Source organism: Telluria sp. ZB4P34 (assembly GCF_059686055.1).
This window is the reverse complement of record NZ_JCASIF010000004.1, coordinates 214172-233419: the sequence shown is the minus strand read 5'-3', so window position 1 is coordinate 233419 and position 19248 is coordinate 214172. Positions and strand designations below refer to the sequence as shown.

Below are 19248 nucleotides of genomic sequence, written 5' to 3'. Positions count from 1 at the left end.
ATGTCCGTTCTACAAGCCCGGCACTGATAGGAATGCAACGCTGTATAATAACGGGCTATCTTCCACCCAAGCAGCGACGCTGCATCAACCAACTTCTCAGCCATGTTGATTCTGCCGGGTTCCAACGCCCTGTCCGCCTTCCGTAGCCAACGCCTCCTGTCGCAACTCCAAGCCGTCGCACCATCGATCGCGGCAGTCCAGGCACGCTTCTTCCACTTCATCGACAGCAGCGCAGCGCTGAGTACTGACGATACCGAGCGCCTCACCGCCATGCTCACCTATGGCGAGCCTGCACCAGAAACGGTGTACGAAGGCGTGACCGAGGAATTCTTCGTGATCCCGCGCCTGGGCACGATCTCGCCGTGGGCCTCGAAGGCCACCGACATCGCGCACAACTGCGGCATGGCGCACGTGCACCGCATCGAGCGCGGCGTCGGCTATACCGTGGTGCTGAAAGGCGGCATTCTCGGCACCGGCATCGGCGCTCCTAAAAAGCTGGGCGAGGGGGAAGCGCAGGCCGTGGCCGCGCTGCTGCACGACCGCATGACCGAGACCGTGCTGCGCAGCGCCGACGAAGCGCAGCGCCTGTTCGACGAACTCGCAGGCCGTTCGCTGGAAACCGTGGACGTGGTCAAGCAGGGCCGCGAGGCGCTGGTGCGCGCCAATACGGAGCTGGGCCTGGCGATGTCGGTCGACGAGATCGACTACCTGCACGAGGCCTTCACCCGCGCCCAGCGCAACCCGACCGACGTCGAGCTGATGATGTTCGCGCAGGCGAATTCGGAGCACTGCCGCCACAAGATCTTCAATGCCGACTGGATCATCGACGGCGTCAAGCAGGACAAGTCGCTGTTCGGCATGATCAAGAACACCCACCAGCTGAACCCGCGCGGCACCGTGGTCGCCTACAGCGACAACTCTTCGATCATCGAAGGCGCCAGCGTGACGCGCTTCTTCCCGCGCCAGGTCGGCGCCGACAAGCAGGAATACGCGCCGTCCATCGAGCTGACCCACATCCTGATGAAGGTCGAGACCCACAACCACCCGACCGCGATCTCCCCGTTCCCGGGCGCCTCCACCGGCGCCGGCGGCGAGATCCGCGACGAGGGTGCGACCGGCCGCGGCGCCAAGCCGAAGGCGGGCCTGACCGGCTTCACCGTGTCGAACCTGGCGCTGCCAGAGGCCCGGCGTCCGTGGGAGAACGCCTCCGACGTCACCGCAGGCCAGGCCGGCCGCGTGGACGGCGTGTACGGCAAGCCGGAACGCATCGCGTCGCCGCTGCAAATCATGATCGACGGCCCGCTCGGCGGCGCCGCCTTCAGCAACGAGTTCGGCCGCCCGGTCCTGGGCGGCTACTTCCGTACCTACGAACAGAACGTCGGCGCCGCCGGCAACGTGTACGGCTACCACAAGCCGATCATGATCGCCGGCGGCATCGGCAACATCTCCGCCGAGCATACCCACAAGGACGAGATCCCGGTCGGCAGCCTGCTGGTCCAGCTGGGCGGCCCGGGCATGCGCATCGGCATGGGCGGCTCGGCCGCGTCCTCGATGGCGACCGGCACCAACACCGCCGACCTGGACTTCGACTCGGTCCAACGCGGCAACCCGGAGATGGAGCGCCGCGCCCAGGAAGTCATCAACGGCTGCTGGCAGATGGGCGCGGACAACCCGATCATCTCGATCCACGACGTCGGCGCTGGCGGCCTGTCGAACGCCTTCCCGGAAATCGTCAACGACGCCAAGCGCGGCGCGCTGTTCGACCTGCGCAAGGTGCCGCTCGAAGAGAGCGGCATGGCGCCGAAGGAGATCTGGTCGAATGAATCGCAGGAGCGCTACGTGCTGGCGATCTCGCCGATGGATCTCGACAAGTTTGCATCGCTGTGCGAGCGCGAGCGCTGCCCGTATGCGGTGGTCGGTACCGCCACCCAAGAGCGTCAATTGCGCGTGATCGACCCGGCGGCCGCTGAGGGTGAAAATGCCTATCCGGTCGACATGCCGATGGAGGTCCTGCTGGGCAAGCCACCCAAGATGCTGCGCGACGTCGCGCACGTCAAGTATGAGTTCCCGGCCATCGACCTCACCGGCATCGAGCTGGCGGAAGCGGCGCGCCGCGTGCTGCTGCTGCCGACGGTGGCCGACAAGTCCTTCCTGATCACCATCGGCGACCGCACTGTCGGCGGCATGACCGTGCGCGACCAGATGGTGGGGCCATGGCAGGTCCCGGTCGCCGACTGCGCCGTCACCGCCATGTCCTACGAGGGCTTCCTGGGCGAAGCGATGGCGATGGGCGAGCGCACCCCGCTGGCCGTGATCGACGCCGCCGCATCCGGGCGCATGGCCGTGGGCGAGGCGATCACCAACATCGCCGCCGCCCCGATCAAGGATATCTCCGACATCAAGCTGTCGGCCAATTGGATGGCGGCCTGCGGCCAGCCGGGCCAGGACGCCGCGCTGTTCGACACCGTGAAAGCGGTCGGCATGGAACTGTGCCCGGCGCTGGGCGTGTCGATCCCGGTCGGCAAGGATTCGCTGTCGATGCGCACCACCTGGAACGAGGATGGCGCCGGCAAGTCGGTGATTTCGCCGGTGTCGCTGATCGTCTCGAGCTTCGCGCCCGTCCACGACGTGCGCCGTTCGCTGACGCCCCAGCTGCGCACCGACCTGGGCGACACCGCGCTGGTGCTGGTCGACCTGGGCCGCGGCAAGAACCGCCTCGGCGCATCCGCGCTGGCGCAGGTGTTCCAGCAGATCGGCGACTGCGCTCCCGACGTCGACGCGCCGGAAGACCTGAAGGCATTCTTCAAGGCCGTCCAACGCCTGAACGACGAGGGCAAGCTGCTGGCCTACCACGACCGTTCGGACGGCGGCCTGTTCGCGACGCTGTGCGAGATGGCCTTCGCCGGCCGCACCGGCCTGTCGGTCAACCTCGACATCCTCACGATGGAAGGCGAGCACGCCTCCGACTGGGGCGACGCCAAGAACTGGACCACGCAGGTGGGCGAGCGCCGCAACGAGATGACCCTGCGCGCACTGTTCAGCGAAGAGCTGGGCGCGGTCCTGCAGGTGCGTAGCGAGGAAAAACAGGCCGTGATGGCGGTCCTGCGCGAGCTGGGCCTGGGCGCCTGCAGCCACATCATCGGCAAGCTGAACGACCGCGGCGTGATCGAGTTCACCCGCGACGCCAAGCTGGTCTACAGCGAAAAGCGGAGCGTTCTGCACCGCCTGTGGAGCGAAACCAGCTGGCGCATCGCGCGTTTGCGCGACAATCCGGACTGCGCCGACCAGGAATACGATCGCCTGCTGGACGAGAGCGAGCCGGGCCTGTCGCCCAAGCTCACGTTCGACCTGCGCGAGGACGTTGCGGCGCCCTTCATCGCGACGGGCGTGCGCCCGCGCGTGGCGATCCTGCGCGAACAGGGCGTCAACTCCCACATCGAGACGGCGTGGGTGATGCACCAGGCCGGATTTGCCGCCATCGACGTGCACATGAGCGACCTGATCGCTGGCCGGGCCAGCCTGGCGGACTTCCACGGCGTGATCGCCGTCGGCGGCTTCTCCTACGGCGACGTGCTGGGCGCGGGCGAGGGCTGGGCCAAGACCATCCTGTTCAATCCGCAGCTGCTCGACCAGTTCGCTGCCTTCTTCGCGCGCAAGGATACCTTCGGCCTTGGCGTGTGCAATGGCTGCCAGATGCTGAGCAACCTGAAGTCGATCATCCCCGGCGCCCATGCGTGGCCGAAATTCACCCGCAACAAGTCGGAGCAGTTCGAAGCGCGCTTCGGCATGGTCGAGGTGCTGGATTCGCCGTCGATCTTCTTCGAAGGAATGGCCGGCACCCACGCGCCGCTGGCGATCGCGCACGGCGAAGGCTTTGCCGACTTCTCCCTGACCGGCGACCTCGATGCCGCGGTGAAATCGCTGCGCTACGTCGACAACCGCGGCCAGGCGACCGAATCCTATCCGTTCAACCCGAACGGTTCGCCGGGCGGCCTCACTGCCGTCACCACCGAGGACGGCCGCTTCACCGCGATGATGCCGCACGCCGAGCGCGTGTTCCGCACCGCCGTGCATTCGTGGGCCCCTGCCGACTGGCCGGACGAGTCGCCATGGATGCGCATGTTCCGCAATGCGCGCAAGTGGGTCGGCTAGGCGGTTGAGCCACGACGAAAAGCGCCTTCTCGGAGGCGCTTTTTTCATGGGGCGCCGGAATCAGGTGGCCCAGACGGGGTCGTCGGGCGTGCCGTTGCCGACCGGTGCGGGCTGGCCGCCGCCGGCGCCAGCCGCGTCCTGCCCTCCGTTTCCCGGCTGACCGGCTTCGTCTCCCGCCATGTCGGGGGATCCGCCACCGGCGCCCGGAGCCTTCCCGCCCTGGGTCCCGGCTCCGCCGCCCTTGGGGGCGTCCCGGTCCTGGCTTCCACCGGTGTCCTGGCTGGCGCTTTTCGCCTGATCCTTGCTCATGCTGTCCTCCTGTGAATGTCTTACTCTGGAGAGATGGTAACCGCCTGGGCGCGGCGCTCGATAGGACGCGCGCGCAGGCGTGCGTAGGAGAGGGTGCAGGCACGTGGAACGGGCGCTCCGGAAAGCACCCGTTCCACGTTGCCGGGTCAGGAACGATCCGTACCTGCGGAACCGCTCAGGTTGCCGTCCGCCGTGCCGGCGGAGGCGTCGAGATCGGCGCCGGACGGACCGCCCGATTCCTGCGCTTGCTTGCTCGCCTCGATGCCGCCGATGGTGCCGCCGGCCGGCTCGCTTGCACTGCCGGCGCCGCTCGAGGGGCGGCCGGGTGCGTTGACATTGCTCTCGGCCGGCGCGTCCACGATCCCGCCGCCATGGCCCGCCGCATTCGGCGTGTAGTGTCCGGCATTCGACTGTTGCGCCCCCGCCCCGCTGCCGGGGGGCGGCACCTCGTAACGCCACACAGGCTCGGCCGACTGGTCCACGCCAGGGGTGCCGCCGCCTGCCGGCCCACCGGCAGCGCCGGGCAGGGCGCTGTCGCCGCCCGGGCCCTTGCGGCCGCCGTCGGGTGCTGGTCCACGTTTGCTGCCTGGTTTCGTGTTCATGGTCGCCTCCTGTTGTGGTTTCCTTGATCAGGATCTTAGTCAACTGGTCGGGAGACTGCATAGGCGCACATTCCCTGCCGGCGTAGGAGAGGTCCGAAAGCGCAGGGGGGGGGTGGATGCTGCACATAAGCCGTTGCCAGGAATGCCATGAGCAATAAAAAAGCGCTCCCGCGGGAGCGCTTTCTTGTTTCGCAAGACGGTGCTTACTGGATCTTGGCCTTCTTGACCAGGCTTTCGCGATACTGCGCCAGCTGGCGCTGCTGCAGCGATTCCGCGACCTGCTGCTTGACTTCGTCCAGGGTCGGGATCTTGGCCTGGCGCACGTCTTCCAGCTTGATGACGTGGAAGCCGAACTGGCTCTTGACCGGGGTGTCGGTGATGGCGCCTTTTTGCAGGGCGGTCATGGCCTTCGAGAATTCCGGCACGTAGTTGGCCGGACTTGCCCAGTCCAGGTCGCCGCCGTTGGCCGCCGAGCCGTCCTTCGAGTGCTGCTTGGCCAGGTCTTCGAACTTGGCGCCGCCCTTCAGCTTGGTGATGATCGACTTGGCTTCGTCTTCGGTCGGGACCAGGATGTGGCGGGCGTTGTATTCCTTGTCGCCCACGGTTGCCTTGTAGCGGTCGTATTCGGCCTTGATCTCGGCATCCTTGATCGGGTTCTTCTTGACGTAGTCGGCCAGCATCGCGTTGATGATGATGCTCTGGCGGGCGTTGTCGATCGCGGCCTTGACGTCGGCGCGCGCGCCGATGCCTGCCTTGTCGGCTTCCTGGATCAGGACTTCGCGGCCGACCAGGTCTTTCTTGATCGCTTCGCGCAGTTGCTGCGAATCGGTGGCGCGGCCCTGGGCCACCAGTTGCTTGACCATCTGGTCAACCTTTGCCGCCGGGATGGGCTTGCCGTTGACGGTGGCGACGTTCTGCGCGAATGCAGGTGCGGCAACCATCGCGGCCGTGGCCAAGCTGAGTGCCAAGGACAGGCGGGCTGGCTTCAAAATCATTGTTAAGGTCCTATCTAAACACGAAAAAGTTCGCCGCGGGCGGCAAGAACCGGTGCCGCTCGGCACCGGCGGTAGTACATCTTACTGCACCTTTGCCTTTTTGACCATTTGGTCGCGGTACTCGGTCAGCTTTTTCTGGGCCAGGGCATCGGTGATCTGCGGCTTGAGTTCTTCCAGCGACGGCAGCTTGGCCGCGCGGGTGTCGTCCAGCTTGATGACGTGGAAGCCGTTGGCGGTCTTCACCGGGTTTTCGGTGACGGCGCCTTTCTGCAGGCCGGTGAAGCCGGCGGCGAATTCCGGTGGGAACGCGGACGGGCTGGCCCAGTCCAGGTCGCCGCCGGTGGAGGCGGTGCCGGTATCCTTCGACTGCTTGGCCAGCTCTTCGAACCTGGCGCCGCCCTTGATCTTGGCGATCACGGCCTTGGCTTCCGCTTCGGTTTCCAGCAGGATGTGGCGCACGTGATATTCCTTATCGCCGGTGCGGGCCTTGAAGCGGTCGTACTCGGCCTTGATCTCGGCGTCGCTCACCGGGTTCTTGGTGATGTAGTCGCGGGCAAGCTGGTTGACGACGATGGACTGGCGGGCGTTGTCGAGCGCCGCGCGCACTTCCGGCTTCTTGTCGTAACCCTGCTTGAGGGCTTCCTGCATCAGGACTTCACGGGCAATCATTTCTTCCTTGATCGCTGCGCGCAGCTGCTGCGAATCCTGACCCTGGCCGGCGGCGACGACCTGCTTGACGGCGTCCTCGACACGCGAGGTCGGGATGGCTTTGCCGTTGACCACGGCGAGGTTCTGGGCAAACGCCGGGGCCGCGGCGACGGCGATCAGCGCTAACAGCAGGCGTGCTGGCTTAAAAGTCATTTCTGGGATTCCTGGGGAAGATGTGCTTTGGACGAGATTTGATGTGTTCTTGTACTTCAGGTTCTGGTACTTCGCGTTACATATTGTCTGCCACTATTCTTAAAGCTGACTGAAGCCGACCGAAGCCGGCTCGACCTCAGCGCTGCTCCGTCGGTGCGAGGGCCGTGATGGCCAGCGCGTGGATTTCAGCCTTGTTGATCATTTCGTGAACGGCATCATACACAAGACGATGGCGCATGACCAGCGCCAGGCCCTGGAACTTGTCGGACACGATTTTCACGCTGTAATGGCTCCCGCCGGAAGCGGCGCCGGCATGGCCGGCATGCAGGTGGGAGTCGTCGGTGATCTCCAGCACGGTGGGGGCCAGTTCGGCCTGCAGGCGCTCGCGCAGGCGTTCGGTACGGTCAGCTTCCATTATGGGCGTCCTCCTGAATATGTTTGGAAAGGAATAGCGACTGGATGATGATGAAGGCGAACAGGATGCCGGTGATGCCGAACAGCTTGAAGCTGACCCAGGCGCCGGTGTCGGCGCGGAAGACCACGAATGCCATCAGGAGGTTCAGCAGGCCCAGCCCGATGAAGAAGGCGATCCATGCATACAGCACCCGCGTCCACACCGGCTCCGGCAGGTTCATGGCCGCGCCCAGCGCCGAGCGCATCAGGTTCTTGCGGTAAAGGAGGTGCGCCAGCAGCAGGGCGAGGCCAAAGGCCCAGTACAGGATGGTCGGCTTCCACTTGATGAAGGTGTCGTCGTGGAAGTAGATCGTGGCGCCGCCGGCCACCACCACCACGCCCAGCGACAGCCACAGTATGCCGTCCACCTTGCGGCGGCGCGCCAGCAGGTAGACGATCTGCAGCACCGTGGCCAGGATCGTGACCGCGGTCGCCAGCAGGATCGGCGACTGCGAGGCCGGTACGGCGCCGCCCGAAATCAGGAAGCCCAGGTAGTCGGTGACGAGGCCGTGGGCCCAGTCCTGATTGTTTTCGCCATACTTGTAGATGCCGAAGAACAGGATTACCGGCAGCATGTCGAACAAAAACTTGATCATTGATTCCCCTTGTCGGTTCCCGGGCTCAGGCCGGTTCGAAGCGCATGGACGCCGAATTGATGCAGTAGCGCAGGCCGGTCGGCGGCGGACCGTCCGGGAACACGTGGCCGAGGTGGGCGTCGCACACGGCGCAGATGATCTCGGTGCGCAGCATGCCATGGGTCCGGTCGACCTTCTCGATGACATTGTCAGGGTCGAGCGCGCGGAAGTAGCTCGGCCAGCCGCAGCCGGAATCGAACTTGGCGTCCGACTCGAACAGCGGGGTGTCGCAGCAGACGCAGTGGTAGATCCCATGTTCGTGGTGGTCCCAGTACTTGCCGGTGAAGGCGCGCTCGGTGGCGGCATGGCGGGTCACCTGGTACTCCATCGGGTCGAGCTGGGTGCGCCATTCGGCGTCGCTCCGGGTCACTTTTTCTGTCATGTCGTTCTCGCTTGGCTTTCTTGAAACGTGTATCAATGGAAAACGGTCGGCTGGAACCGCAGCTCAGGACGAGCAGCTCACCTCGAGGTGGGCCGCCCAGTCCGGCGGCAGGGCCGCGTAGGCTTCGTTTTCCGGCTGCTCGTCGAAGGGACGCTCCAGCACGGCCAGCAGCTGGTGCACGCCGCCGTAGTCGCCGTTCTGCGCCTGTTCGATCGCGGTCTGGGCCAGGTAGTTGCGCAGCACGTACTTCGGATTGACCCGGTTCATCGCGGTGCGGCGCTGCGCGTCGCTGCTGTTCTCGGCGCGCAGGCGCGCCCGGTATTGCAGCGCCCAGGCATCGAAGGCGTCGCGGTCGATGAACAGGTCGCGCAGCGGCGCATCCTCCTCGAGGCCGCCCACCAGCTGCAGGTCGCCCAGGCGGCGGAAGAACTGCGTGAAGTCGGCGTGGTTCGCCTGCAGCAGCCCGAACATGGCGTCGAACAGGGCGCTGTCCTCGTCGCGCGCGTCGAACAGCCCCAGCTTGGCATGCAGCAGCTCGTCGAGCTTTGCGCCAAATGCGGGGCGGTAGGTGTCGAGGGCTTCCTCGGCATCCTCGGGCGTGCCGATCAGCGGCAGCAGGGCGTTGCCGAGGGCATAGCAGTTCCAGTGTCCCACCTGCACCTGGTTCGCATACGAATAGCGGCCGCCCTGGTCGGTGTGGTTGCAGATATGCTTGGCGTCAAACGCTTCCATGAAGCCGAACGGGCCGTAGTCGAGCGTCAGGCCGAGGATCGACATATTGTCGGTGTTCATCACGCCATGCATGAAGCCGACCGCCTGCCAGTGGGCGACCATGCGCGCCGTGCGGCGCGTGACCTCGGCCAGCAGCTCCTTGTAGGGATTGGCCGCACCGAGGAATTCCGGGTACCAGCCCTTGATGACGTAGTCGGCCAGCAGCCGCAGCTCGTCCTGCTTATTGCGGTAGTGCCAGTGCTCGAAGGAGCCGAAACGCACGAAGCTCGGCGCCATGCGGGTCACCACGGCGGCGGTCTCGACGGACTCGCGCATGACCCGCTGGTGCGACCCGGTCAGCATCAGGGCGCGGGTGGTCGGGATGCCGAGCGCGGCCATCGCTTCGGAGCACAGGAACTCGCGGATCGACGAGCGCAGCACGGCACGGCCGTCGCCCATGCGCGAGTAGGGCGTCAGGCCGGCGCCCTTGAGCTGCAGTTCCATCGCACCGTCCGGGCCCGGCAGCTCACCGAGCAGGATCGCACGCCCGTCGCCCAGCTGGCCGGCCCAGACACCGAACTGGTGGCCGGAATACACGGCCGACAGGGGCTGCGAACGGACCGCCACCTTGTTGCCGGTGAAGACGGCGACGAAATCCTCCTGCGCCAGCGTGGCCGGATCGAGGCCGACCAAGGCAGCGGCAGGCGCGCTCGCGCCAATGAAATACGGCGACGGCAGGGGCGTCGGCATCAGCCGGGTATGGAAAGCCGGCGGCAATTCGGCGAAGGAATTGCTGAAGGGGAGTTCGTCGGCAGTGATGGCAGCTCCTTCGGTCGTCTGGACCGCACGCCCATGCGTGCGGAACATTTATGTATGCGGCATTGGCAGGATTCTACCGTACCGGGCCGAATCCATCGGCGCACGGCTGCGGCGCCGGCCCTGTGCGCCCCGCATCTGGACCGGGATGTGCTTGCTGCGCCGCGTCATCGAATTGCGTTGACGTAACTGAACGTGCCGGTTGACACTCGACCATCAGTTACCAATTTGTCCATGGAGTTGCCATGACCGCCCCATCCGCTACCTTCGCCGCAACTGCCGCCTTCCCGGGCAGCCCCCTGATGGGCCAGATGATAGACCAGCCGCTGCTGGTGTCGAGCATCCTCGGTTTTGCCGCGCGCCACTACGGTTCCGGCGAGATCGTCTCGCGCCGGGTCGAGGGGGACATCCACCGCTATACCTACCGCGACTGCGAGGCGCGCGCCCGCCGCCTGGCCCAGGCGCTGCAGGGCCTCGGTGTACGAATGGGCGACCGGGTCGCCACGCTGGCCTGGAACGGCTACCGCCACATGGAGCTGTACTACGCCGTGTCGGGCTCGGGCGCGGTGCTGCATACGATCAACCCGCGCCTGCACCCGGAACAGATCGCCTACATCATCAACCATGCCGAAGGCCAGTACCTGTTCTTCGACCTCACTTTCCTCCCCGCGATCGAGGCGATGGCGCGTCACTGCAAGACCATCAAGGGCTATGTGGCCATGTGCGAGCGCGAGCGCATGCCGCGCGAGACGAACATTCCGATGCTGCTGTGCTACGAGGACCTGGTCGCCTCCGCGTCCGGCGACTACCAATGGCCGCAGTTCGACGAACGCGCGGCGGCCAGCCTGTGCTACACCTCGGGCACCACCGGCAACCCCAAGGGCGCGCTCTACTCGCACCGCTCGACCGTGCTGCACGCCTATGCGTCGGCCATCCCGAACGCCCTGAACGTGTCCAGCGCCGACACGGTGCTGCCGGTGGTGCCGATGTTCCATGTGAACGCCTGGGGCCTGCCGTATTCGGTACCGCTGTCGGGCGCCAAGATGGTGTTCCCCGGGCCTGCCCTGGACGGCAAGTCGCTGTACGAACTGTTCGAGAGCGAAGGCGTGAGCTTCTCGGCCGGGGTGCCGACCGTGTGGCTGGGCCTGGTCAACTACGTGATGGAGAACGGGCTGCGCTTCTCCAGCTTCCGGCGCACCGTGATCGGCGGCTCGGCCTGCCCGCCGGCGATGATGGACACCCTGATCGACCGGCCGGGCGTGCAGGTCGTGCATGCCTGGGGCATGACCGAGATGTCTCCGCTCGGCACCGCCTGCACGCTGCTGGGCAAGCACCGTTCCTTGCCCGACGCGGCGCAGCGCGCCGTGCTGCGCAAGCAGGGCCATGCGATCTACGGCGTCGACATGAAGATCGTGGACGATGACGGCAGCGAGCTGCCGTGGGACGGCGCCACCTTCGGCCACCTCTTGGTGAAGGGGCCGTGGGTGGTGTCCGGCTACTTCCGCGGCGAGGGCGGCGACGTCTTGCAGGACGGCTGGTTCCCGACTGGCGACGTGGCCACGATCGACCCGGACGGCTATCTCGCGATCACGGACCGCAGCAAGGACGTGATCAAGTCGGGCGGCGAATGGATCGGGTCGATCGACCTGGAAAACATCGCCATGGCGCACCCGGGCGTGCTGCAGGCGGCCTGCATCGGCGTGGCGCACCCCAAGTGGGCCGAGCGCCCCCTGCTGGTGGTGGTCAAGCGCCCCGGCGCCGAGGTCTCGCGCGAGGAGCTGCTGGGCTTCTTCGAAGGCAAGGTGGCCAAATGGTGGATCCCGGACGACGTCGTGTTCGCCGAGGCGCTGCCGATGGGCGGCACCGGCAAGGTGCAGAAGAACAAGCTGCGCGACATCTATTTCGATCACCGCCTGCCGACCGCCTGAATCCTCGGCGGCAGCGGCAGCGGAGAGCCTAGCGCGCGGACACCGCGCGTGCGCCGTCCTCGCCCCATGCAGGCGGATCGCCGCGCCGGTACAGGGTCTCGAGTTCGGCCGACGGGAGCGGCCGGGCGAGCAGGTAGCCCTGGATCTCGTCGCAGCCGTGGTGCTTGAGAAAGCGCGCCTGGCCGGCCGTTTCGACGCCTTCGGCATTCACCCGCAAGCCGAGTGTCCTGGCGAAGGAGATCACGGCCAGCGCCACCGCTGCGGCGCTCTGGTCGGTTTCGATGTCGTGCACGAAGGAGCGGTCGATCTTCAGTTTGTTGACCGGAAAATTGCGCAGCGCGCTCAGGCTCGAGTACCCGGTGCCGAAGTCGTCGATCGAGATCGATACGCCCAGGCCCTTCAGCTCGCGCATCAGGCTGGAGGCATGCTCCAGGTCGTGCATGATCGAGCTTTCCGTGATCTCGAGCTCGAGGCAGCTGGGATGCAGCCCGGTGTCATGCAGTACGCCGGCCACGACCTCGACGATGCGCCGGTCGCGCAGCTGGCGGGCGGCGACATTCACCGCCACCGATTTCCCTGTCAGGCCGGCTGCGTGCCAGCGCACGGCCTGTGCGCAAGCCTCGGCCAGCACGTATTCGCCCAGCGCCACTATCAGGGATGATTCTTCGGCCAGCGGGATGAAGGCGCCCGGCATCAAGAGGCCGCGGGCCGGGTGCTGCCAGCGCACCAGCGCCTCCGCGCCGCGCCAGGCGCCGTCGTGCAGGTTGAGCTTGGGCTGGTAATGCACCACCAGCTGGCCGGTCCGGATGGCTTCGCGCAGCTCGGCTTCCAGCGCCATGCGTCCGGCCACCTCGGCGTCGCGCGCACTGGCATAGAACTGGATGCTGTCCTTGCCCGAGCGCTTGGCCCGATGCATGGCCGAGTTCGCGCGACGCAGCAGCAGCTCCGGATCTTCACCGTCGGATGGAAACACGCTGGCGCCGATGCTGCCGGTGACCACGACGTCCTTCCCGTCCAGCAGCAGCGGGCTGCGCAAGGCGGCCAGCATCTCGTGCAGGGCGGGACCGCTGCGCTCGACGCTGTCGAGTCCCGCGAGCAGGACCACGAACTCGTCGGAACCGATGCGCGCAACGGCGTCGCAGTCCGGCACGACACGGCACAGCCTGTGCGCGGTCTCGACCAGGAACGCGTCGCCGCAGGCATTGCCCAGGCCCGTGTTCATGAAGCTGAAGCTGTCCAGGTCGAGGTAGGCCACCACCAGCAGGCTGCCGTCGCGCCGGGCATGGGTGATGGCCGCATGCAGGCGGTCGAGCAGCAGAGGACGGTTGGCCAATCCGGTGAGCAGGTCGTGGGTGGCCCGGTACTCGAGCTCGCGCGTGCGCTCTGCGACCCGCTGCTCGAGCTCGTCGTGCGAGCGGCGCAGCTCCTCGTTGAGCTGGGTGAGGCGTGCCTGGTACAGCCGGGTAGCGAGCACCCGGCTGATCGTGCTGGAGATATTGCTGAGGAAGTCACGGTAGGGCCGCAGGGCGTGCTCGTCCGATACCTGCACCACCAGGCAGCCGAAGTGCTGCTCGGGGGTCTGGATGGGAAAGCATTGTCCGTCCCGCCCGATGCTGCGCTGGAAATTGCGCGTGGGCGCACCGGCGCCGCCCTTGCAGCGCGCGAGCAGCGCCGCGATGGCGTCGGTGGGAGGGGTGGTGCGCCCCTCGAGATGGACGTGGACGTCGGCGATGCCCGGCACGCCGCCCAGCGCGCGCCGCACGAAAGCGGCAAGCCGTTGATCGTCGGGCAAGGCGTCGATGGCCTGCTGGATGACCAGCAGGCGCCCGAGCACAGCGGCGCTGGGCTCGCCGGCATCAGCCTGCGGGTGGGTGTCCATGCCCCACCGGGGAATGCCGGTAGAAGGGATTGCGCAGGATATGGCCGCCCACGATCATGACCGGATGCACGCTCATGACGTCGAACATCGTGGCGCCGTCGAACTGGCGCAGGTCGTACTGGCACATGATCGTCATCGGCGCCTCCCTGACCAGGTCGTTGATGCGCGATTCGCACTCGATGATCCGGTCCGCCCCCGGGATGCCCCTCAGGGCCCAGCTCATTTCGCCGGCGAAGCGGGTGCCGGCATGGCCGGCGGCGGCACACTGCGCATGCTTCGCCCGCAGCCGGGCCAGCATGGCGTCCGGATCGAAGCGGCCCTCGGGGAAATACACTTCCCGCGTCGTTGCCATGTGGACGTCGCCGGCCACGCCGCGCGACGCCTGGACCAGGTCGAGCTGCGCCATGACGGCCGCGAACCCGGCGGGGTCGTCGACGTCGGCGGCATAGTCGAAGCGTTCGCGCTCGAGCAGCGCGTGGCGCGCGAAGAGGGGCAGGATGCGGCGGCGTTCCTCGTCGTCGTTGTAGAGATAGCAGATGTGCGTCCCCTCGGGGTAGCGCTCATCCGTGAATCCGAGGCATACGTGGCGTCGTTCTTCGTTCATGCGGCTGCTCCAGCGACCCGTCAGTACAGGATACACCGCCGCGCCGCTCGGGGCCGTTCGCTTGCCTGGCCCTAGCTGCGCCCAGGCAGGACGTGGCGGAAGCTGGGCTCGATGCCCAGCGCATGCAGGTGGCGCACGATGTCTTCCAGCGTCGCATCCTTGAGCAGCAAGCCCTCGCTTGACGGCGCTGCCGACAGGGCCGGGGGAGCCGGCGGCTGGGCGTCGGCCTGCTTCATCGACACCAGCGCATCGAAGAACTGCGCCTTGCCGATGCTGTCGAGCCCTTCCAGGAAAGCCAGCTGGGCGGCGGCGGGCGGGGCCATCTCCAGGCCCGCTTCCTCGGCGAACGAGGCGCCCATGCCGGGGTGGATGAAGGCGGCCCATTGGCCGGATGCCGGGTTGAGGAAGGGCGGCGGCGCGACGGCGTCCAGTGCGGCCAGCTCCTGTTCCGGGAAATGGGCGGTGCGCAGCATCGCCAGGAAGCGCCGCGTGTCGCCGACCGGCACCGGATCCCGCAGCGACAGCCACAGCAGGTAGCCGCTCGCGCCGGTGATGCTCACCGCCGGCGCCGGGAAGCCGAAGCTCTCCTGCAGCCGGTTGGCTACGGCGCACAGGTCGGTCCAGTGCTGTTCCGGCCCGGCGTCGCGCCGGTGCGGGAAATCGATCACGATGGCGCGCGCCAGGCCGTCGCGGGAGGCCAGCGGCACCGACAGGGTACGGGCGCCACTGAAGTGGTCGGCCAGTTCGTCGGGGCTGGCCGACTCCGGCATCAGGTAGAGGCGCGTCAGCTGTGCGGTCAGTTTGTCCATGTGCGTGCGGTGTGGTTCTGTGAGGGCGCTATTCTGGCATATCCTTGGGCTCCAGAAATAAGACGAACGTTCTTTTAGTTGAGGTATAGTTAAGAAATGTGCCAGGCCGGGCCACCGGTCACTTACAAGGAGAAGGAACCAGCATGAGCGCCGATTACACCGTCCATGGCAGCGTTGCCGTCGTCACCCTGAACAATCCGCCGGTGAACGGCCTCGGCCTGGCCACGCGCAGCGCCGCCGTCGAGGCCATCCAGCGCGCGGAGGGCGACGATGCCGTCCAGGCCATCGTCCTCACCGGCGCCGGCAAGGCGTTCTCGGGCGGGGCCGACATCCGCGAATTCAATTCGCCGAAGGCGCTTACCGAGCCGACCCTGCACACCTTGATCCGTGTGGTGGAAAACTGCAGCAAGCCGGTGGTGGCCGCGATCCACAGCGTCTGTATGGGCGGCGGGCTGGAGCTGGCGCTGGGCTGCAACTACCGCGTCGCCCTGCCGGGCGCCCAGATCGCGCTGCCGGAAGTCAAGCTTGGCCTGCTGCCGGGCGCCGGCGGCACCCAGCGCCTGCCGCGCGTGCTGGGCCTGGAGATGGCCCTGAACATGGTGGTGTCGGGCACGCCGGTGGCGTCGGAAAAGCTGGCCGGCACCGCGCTGTTCGACGAAGTGTTCCCGGCCGGGACCGACCTGGTGGCGGCGGCCGTCGCTTTCGCGGAAAAATTGGCGGCGCTCCGTCCGCTGCCCAAGGTGCGCGAGCGCGCGGTCGACCATCCGGACCCGGAAGCGTTCATCGCCGCGGCGCGCGAATCGGTCAAGGCGACGGCCGGCCCCTTCCCGGCGCCGCTCGCGTGCGTCGAGACCGTGGCCGCGTCGGTGGGCAAGCCCTTCGAGGAAGGCCTGGCATTCGAGCGCGAGCGCTTCCTGCACCTGATGGGGACGCCGGAATCGAAGGCGCTGCGCCATGCCTTCATGGCCGAGCGCGCGGCCGGCAAGGTGCCCGACGTACCGGCCGATACCCCGGTACGCGCGATCGGGCGCGCGGCCGTGATCGGGGCGGGCACCATGGGCGGCGGCATCGCGATGAACTTCGCCAATGCGGGCATCCCGGTGACGGTCCTCGAGACGAAGCAGGAAGCGCTCGACAAGGGCCTGGCCACGATCCGCAAGAATTACGAGAACACGGTGAGGAAGGGCAAGCTCGCGCAGGACAAGGCGGAGGCCTGCATCGCCCTGGTCACGGGCACGCTGTCATATGCCGAGATCGCGGGCGCCGATATCGTGATCGAAGCCGTGTTCGAAGACATGGAGGTGAAGGAAGCGGTGTTCCGCCAGCTCGACGGAGTCATGAAGCCGGGCGCGATTCTGGCCTCGAACACCTCGACCCTGGACCTGGACCGCATCGCGGCGTTCACCTCGCGCCCGCAGGACGTGATCGGCCTGCATTTCTTCAGCCCGGCCAACGTGATGAAGCTGCTTGAGATCGTACGCGGTCGCGCGACCGGCAAGGACGTGCTGGCCACCGCGCTGGCGCTGTCGAAGAAGATCAGGAAGACGGGCGTGGTTTCCGGCGTGTGCGACGGCTTCATCGGTAACCGCATGCTGGAACAGTACCTGCGCCAGGCCTTCTTCCTGCTCGAGGAAGGCGCGCTGCCGGAACAGGTGGACGGCGCGATGGAGCGCTTTGGCTTCGCGATGGGTCCCTTCCGCATGAGCGACCTGGCCGGCAACGACATCGGCTGGACCATCCGCAAGCGCCGCGCCGTCGAGTCGCCGCAGATCGCCTATTCGAAGACGGCCGACCTGCTGTGCGAGGCCGGCCGCTTCGGCCAGAAGACCGGCGCCGGCTGGTACGACTACCAGCCGGGCGAGCGCAAGGCCACCCCCTCCCAGCTGGTCGACGACATGATCGTGCGGCATTCGCAGGACATCGGCCTGGCGCGCCGCCAGATCGGCGACGCCGAGATCGTCGAGCGCCTCGTGTACGCGCTGGTGAACGAGGGGGCGAAGATCCTGGAAGAAGGCATCGCGCTGCGCGCCTCGGACATCGACATGGTCTACCTCAGCGGCTACGGCTTCCCGCTGCACCGCGGCGGCCCGATGTTCTACGCGGACAGCGTCGGCCTGCCGTCCGTGCTCGAGGCCATCCGCGGCTTTGCGCGCGGCCGCCATGGCGAAGCCTGGACGCCGGCGCCGCTTCTGGAGCGGCGCGCGGCCGAAGGCAAGGGCTTCAACGGCTGAGGATAGCGCGGCCGTGGCCCGGCGCCGCGCATGCGCGCGCGCCGGCCGTCCCGTCCTGCCTATACTGGGCCTCGTTCAAGCACATGCCAATCACCATGAAGACAAGCACGGCGGCGATGGTCGCCGCGAAGATCGCCGGGACCATCGGCGCAGCCCTTGTCCTTTCCGCGTATGCCAGCCCGTACTGGCAGCTGTCGCGCATGCACGCCGCCGTCGAGGCGCGCGATACCGCGGCGCTGGCGCAGTACGTCGACTTCCCGAGGCTGCGCGAGAGCGTCAGGCTGCAAGTCATGCGCCGGCTCGGCGCTGACGGGGAAACTGCGCATGCGCGCGGGAACCCGTTTGCGGCCTTCGGCCGGACGATGGCGCTGGCCGTGCTCGATCCGGTGGTCGATGCGGCCGTGTCGCCGGCCGGCGTGGCGGCCATGCTCGATGCGGGCGACATCCGCTTCCAGCCCGGCCGCGACGGCCCGCCGCCGCCTGCGTCCAATGCGCCCCGCGAGAAGCCGGACTACGATCTGTCGTACCGCAGCTGGAAGCAGGTGGTCGTGGAGCGGGCGGACGGGGGCGGCGTGCGCTTCGTGCTCGACCGAAGCGGCCTGTGGCGCTGGAAGCTCGTCGCGGTCGAATTGCCGGAAGCATAGTTGCGCCTGACGCCCGGCATCGCATGCTCACCGGAGATGGACCTGCCATCTGCCTGCGCCATTCAAAAAAACCGTCCATCTACCCGCAATGGATCATTGCCGCCGCCAAAAAATGGTAATGTGATTCCTTTCATCACACGAGGGCGATCATGTTCAAGAAACTGGCGGCGGAAGCACTGGGCATCAGCGATATCGGCGTCATCGTCGGGCCTGCGGACTACAGCAAGGTCGATGCGGACGATTACCTGTTCAGCGAAGACGGCGAGCAGATCTTCTTTCTCATCAAGAGCAAGAAGGACGAGTACTGCTTCACCAACCTGGCGCTGATCCATGTGGACGGCGACTCGGCGGTGTCGTCGAAGCGTTCGATCAAACGCTACGACTATGCCTCGCACCCGGTCGCCAAGGTCAGCATCGAAACGGCCGGCACGCTGGACATGGATGTCGAGCTCAAGTTCAGCATCGACGGCACGCCGTTCTCGATCGACGTCAAGAAAAGCTTCATCGAGCAGGTCAAGGACATCTACAAGGCCTTGATCTCCATCGGCAAGCAGCAGGTGCGCGACGCCGCCGCGCGCGAGAATGCGCTGCGCACCCTGGACGCGATCGCTTCCGTCCACAAGCTCAATCTCGCCCCGGGTGAAGGCGGCCTGGTCGGCCAGTTCGACGCCATGCTGTCGGCGCTGAACGCGGCCATGTTCGACACCCACACCAAGCGCGATTTCAGCGACGTATTCTCCAGGTACATCCATAACTGAAGACCGCGCCGGACGGTCCGGTTCCCGGCTGACACTGGACGGCGGCCGGCGCTGGTGACAATAGGTGAATCTGTTCCCCCGCCGCGAATGCTAGTATCGAATGCATTTCGAACAGGGAGGGCGTGCATGAGCAAACTGGTGTCGACGAATCTTGGCCGCAATGTGTGGGTGGTGGGTATCCTGAGTGCTTCAAGCGCGCTGCTGAGCCTGATGCTGCTGGATTTCGCCGGCATCGGCTCCCCGGATAACCTGGCGCAGTGGATCGTCCACTTCCTCTGCTTCGGCGGCATCTGGAAATGCCTGGAATTCATTACCTGGCTGATTGTGCTGCTCGTCGCGCCCGGCAGCAAGCTGCTCGATCCGCTCAGTCGCTGACCTGCGCTGGCGGGCTTGCGCGGGCCCGGCTGCACGGCGCCGGCGAGAAGACAATGCCGCTGGGTCTGAACCGACCCCAGCGGCATTTTTCATGGGACGGCGGC

At 66.7% G+C, this 19248-nt stretch carries 17 protein-coding genes; 6 read left to right on the top strand and 11 right to left on the bottom strand.

The annotated features are described in order from the left end of the window. Positions 1-102 precede the first annotated feature (102 nt). A complete protein-coding gene (purL, locus tag AC56KL_RS10060; protein ID WP_497180013.1) occupies positions 103-4152 on the top strand; it encodes a phosphoribosylformylglycinamidine synthase in 4050 nt (1349 codons plus the stop codon). A gap of 60 nt (positions 4153-4212) precedes the next feature. On the opposite strand, the gene AC56KL_RS10055 is transcribed toward purL, so the two are convergent. The 8 genes from AC56KL_RS10055 to AC56KL_RS10020 all read right to left on the bottom strand — a co-directional run bounded on the left by AC56KL_RS10055 (position 4213) and on the right by AC56KL_RS10020 (position 9967). Then, positions 4213-4461: a hypothetical protein gene (locus AC56KL_RS10055; RefSeq protein WP_497180012.1), complete on the bottom strand. Its 249-nt coding sequence runs from the start codon at positions 4459-4461 to the stop codon at positions 4213-4215. A gap of 146 nt (positions 4462-4607) precedes the next feature. Then, positions 4608-5063 carry a hypothetical protein gene (locus AC56KL_RS10050; RefSeq protein ID WP_497180011.1) on the bottom strand — a complete coding sequence of 152 codons (456 nt, stop codon included), beginning with the start codon at positions 5061-5063 and terminating at the stop codon, positions 4608-4610. Between the two features lie 203 nt (positions 5064-5266). Then, positions 5267-6058 (bottom strand): peptidylprolyl isomerase, encoded by a 792-nt coding sequence (locus AC56KL_RS10045; protein ID WP_497180010.1) that lies wholly within the window; start codon positions 6056-6058, stop codon positions 5267-5269. Between the two features lie 81 nt (positions 6059-6139). Continuing rightward, positions 6140-6919, bottom strand: coding sequence for a peptidylprolyl isomerase (locus AC56KL_RS10040; RefSeq protein ID WP_497180009.1), 780 nt, complete (start codon positions 6917-6919; stop codon positions 6140-6142). A 136-nt stretch (positions 6920-7055) separates the two neighbouring features. Beyond that, on the bottom strand, positions 7056-7334 hold the full coding sequence (locus tag AC56KL_RS10035; protein WP_497180008.1) for a BolA family protein: 279 nt from the start codon (positions 7332-7334) through the stop codon (positions 7056-7058). Next, complete coding sequence (locus tag AC56KL_RS10030; protein ID WP_497180145.1) at positions 7324-7965, bottom strand: septation protein A; 642 nt, start codon at positions 7963-7965, stop codon at positions 7324-7326. The genes AC56KL_RS10035 and AC56KL_RS10030 overlap by 11 nt, the downstream gene beginning before the upstream one ends. A gap of 28 nt (positions 7966-7993) precedes the next feature. Continuing rightward, positions 7994-8389: a peptide-methionine (R)-S-oxide reductase MsrB gene (gene msrB / locus AC56KL_RS10025; RefSeq protein ID WP_497180007.1), complete on the bottom strand. Its 396-nt coding sequence runs from the start codon at positions 8387-8389 to the stop codon at positions 7994-7996. A gap of 63 nt (positions 8390-8452) precedes the next feature. After that, positions 8453-9967 carry a protein adenylyltransferase SelO gene (locus tag AC56KL_RS10020; RefSeq protein ID WP_497180006.1) on the bottom strand — a complete coding sequence of 505 codons (1515 nt, stop codon included), beginning with the start codon at positions 9965-9967 and terminating at the stop codon, positions 8453-8455. Between the two features lie 194 nt (positions 9968-10161). On the opposite strand from AC56KL_RS10020, the gene AC56KL_RS10015 reads away from it, so the two are divergent. Continuing rightward, complete coding sequence (locus tag AC56KL_RS10015) at positions 10162-11844, top strand: 3-(methylthio)propionyl-CoA ligase (protein ID WP_497180005.1); 1683 nt, start codon at positions 10162-10164, stop codon at positions 11842-11844. 28 nt (positions 11845-11872) lie between these two features. Here the strand turns inward: AC56KL_RS10015 and AC56KL_RS10010 are convergent, their stop codons facing one another. From AC56KL_RS10010 to AC56KL_RS10000, 3 genes are all read right to left on the bottom strand, one after another. Next, positions 11873-13723, bottom strand: coding sequence for a putative bifunctional diguanylate cyclase/phosphodiesterase (locus AC56KL_RS10010; RefSeq protein WP_497180004.1), 1851 nt, complete (start codon positions 13721-13723; stop codon positions 11873-11875). Continuing rightward, positions 13701-14327, bottom strand: a complete 627-nt coding sequence (locus tag AC56KL_RS10005; RefSeq protein WP_497180003.1) for an MEDS domain-containing protein — start codon at positions 14325-14327, stop codon at positions 13701-13703. Before AC56KL_RS10005 ends, AC56KL_RS10010 begins: the two co-directional genes overlap by 23 nt. A 71-nt stretch (positions 14328-14398) precedes the next feature. Continuing rightward, the gene (locus AC56KL_RS10000; RefSeq protein WP_497180002.1) at positions 14399-15136 is read right to left on the bottom strand and encodes a hypothetical protein; all 738 of its coding nucleotides are present in this window, start codon (positions 15134-15136) and stop codon (positions 14399-14401) included. A 143-nt stretch (positions 15137-15279) separates the two neighbouring features. Here AC56KL_RS10000 and AC56KL_RS09995 point away from each other — a divergent pair, with 143 nt between their 5' ends. The 4 genes from AC56KL_RS09995 (at position 15280) to AC56KL_RS09980 (ending at position 19144) form a co-directional block, all read left to right on the top strand. After that, complete coding sequence (locus tag AC56KL_RS09995; RefSeq protein ID WP_497180001.1) at positions 15280-17367, top strand: 3-hydroxyacyl-CoA dehydrogenase NAD-binding domain-containing protein; 2088 nt, start codon at positions 15280-15282, stop codon at positions 17365-17367. 95 nt (positions 17368-17462) lie between these two features. Further along, on the top strand, positions 17463-18011 hold the full coding sequence (locus AC56KL_RS09990; RefSeq protein ID WP_497180000.1) for a DUF2939 domain-containing protein: 549 nt from the start codon (positions 17463-17465) through the stop codon (positions 18009-18011). 149 nt (positions 18012-18160) lie between these two features. Continuing rightward, positions 18161-18769, top strand: a complete 609-nt coding sequence (locus AC56KL_RS09985; RefSeq protein WP_497179999.1) for a PH domain-containing protein — start codon at positions 18161-18163, stop codon at positions 18767-18769. A 126-nt stretch (positions 18770-18895) separates the two neighbouring features. Continuing rightward, a complete protein-coding gene (locus tag AC56KL_RS09980) occupies positions 18896-19144 on the top strand; it encodes a hypothetical protein (RefSeq protein ID WP_497179998.1) in 249 nt (82 codons plus the stop codon). The last annotated feature ends 104 nt before the right edge of the window (positions 19145-19248 follow it).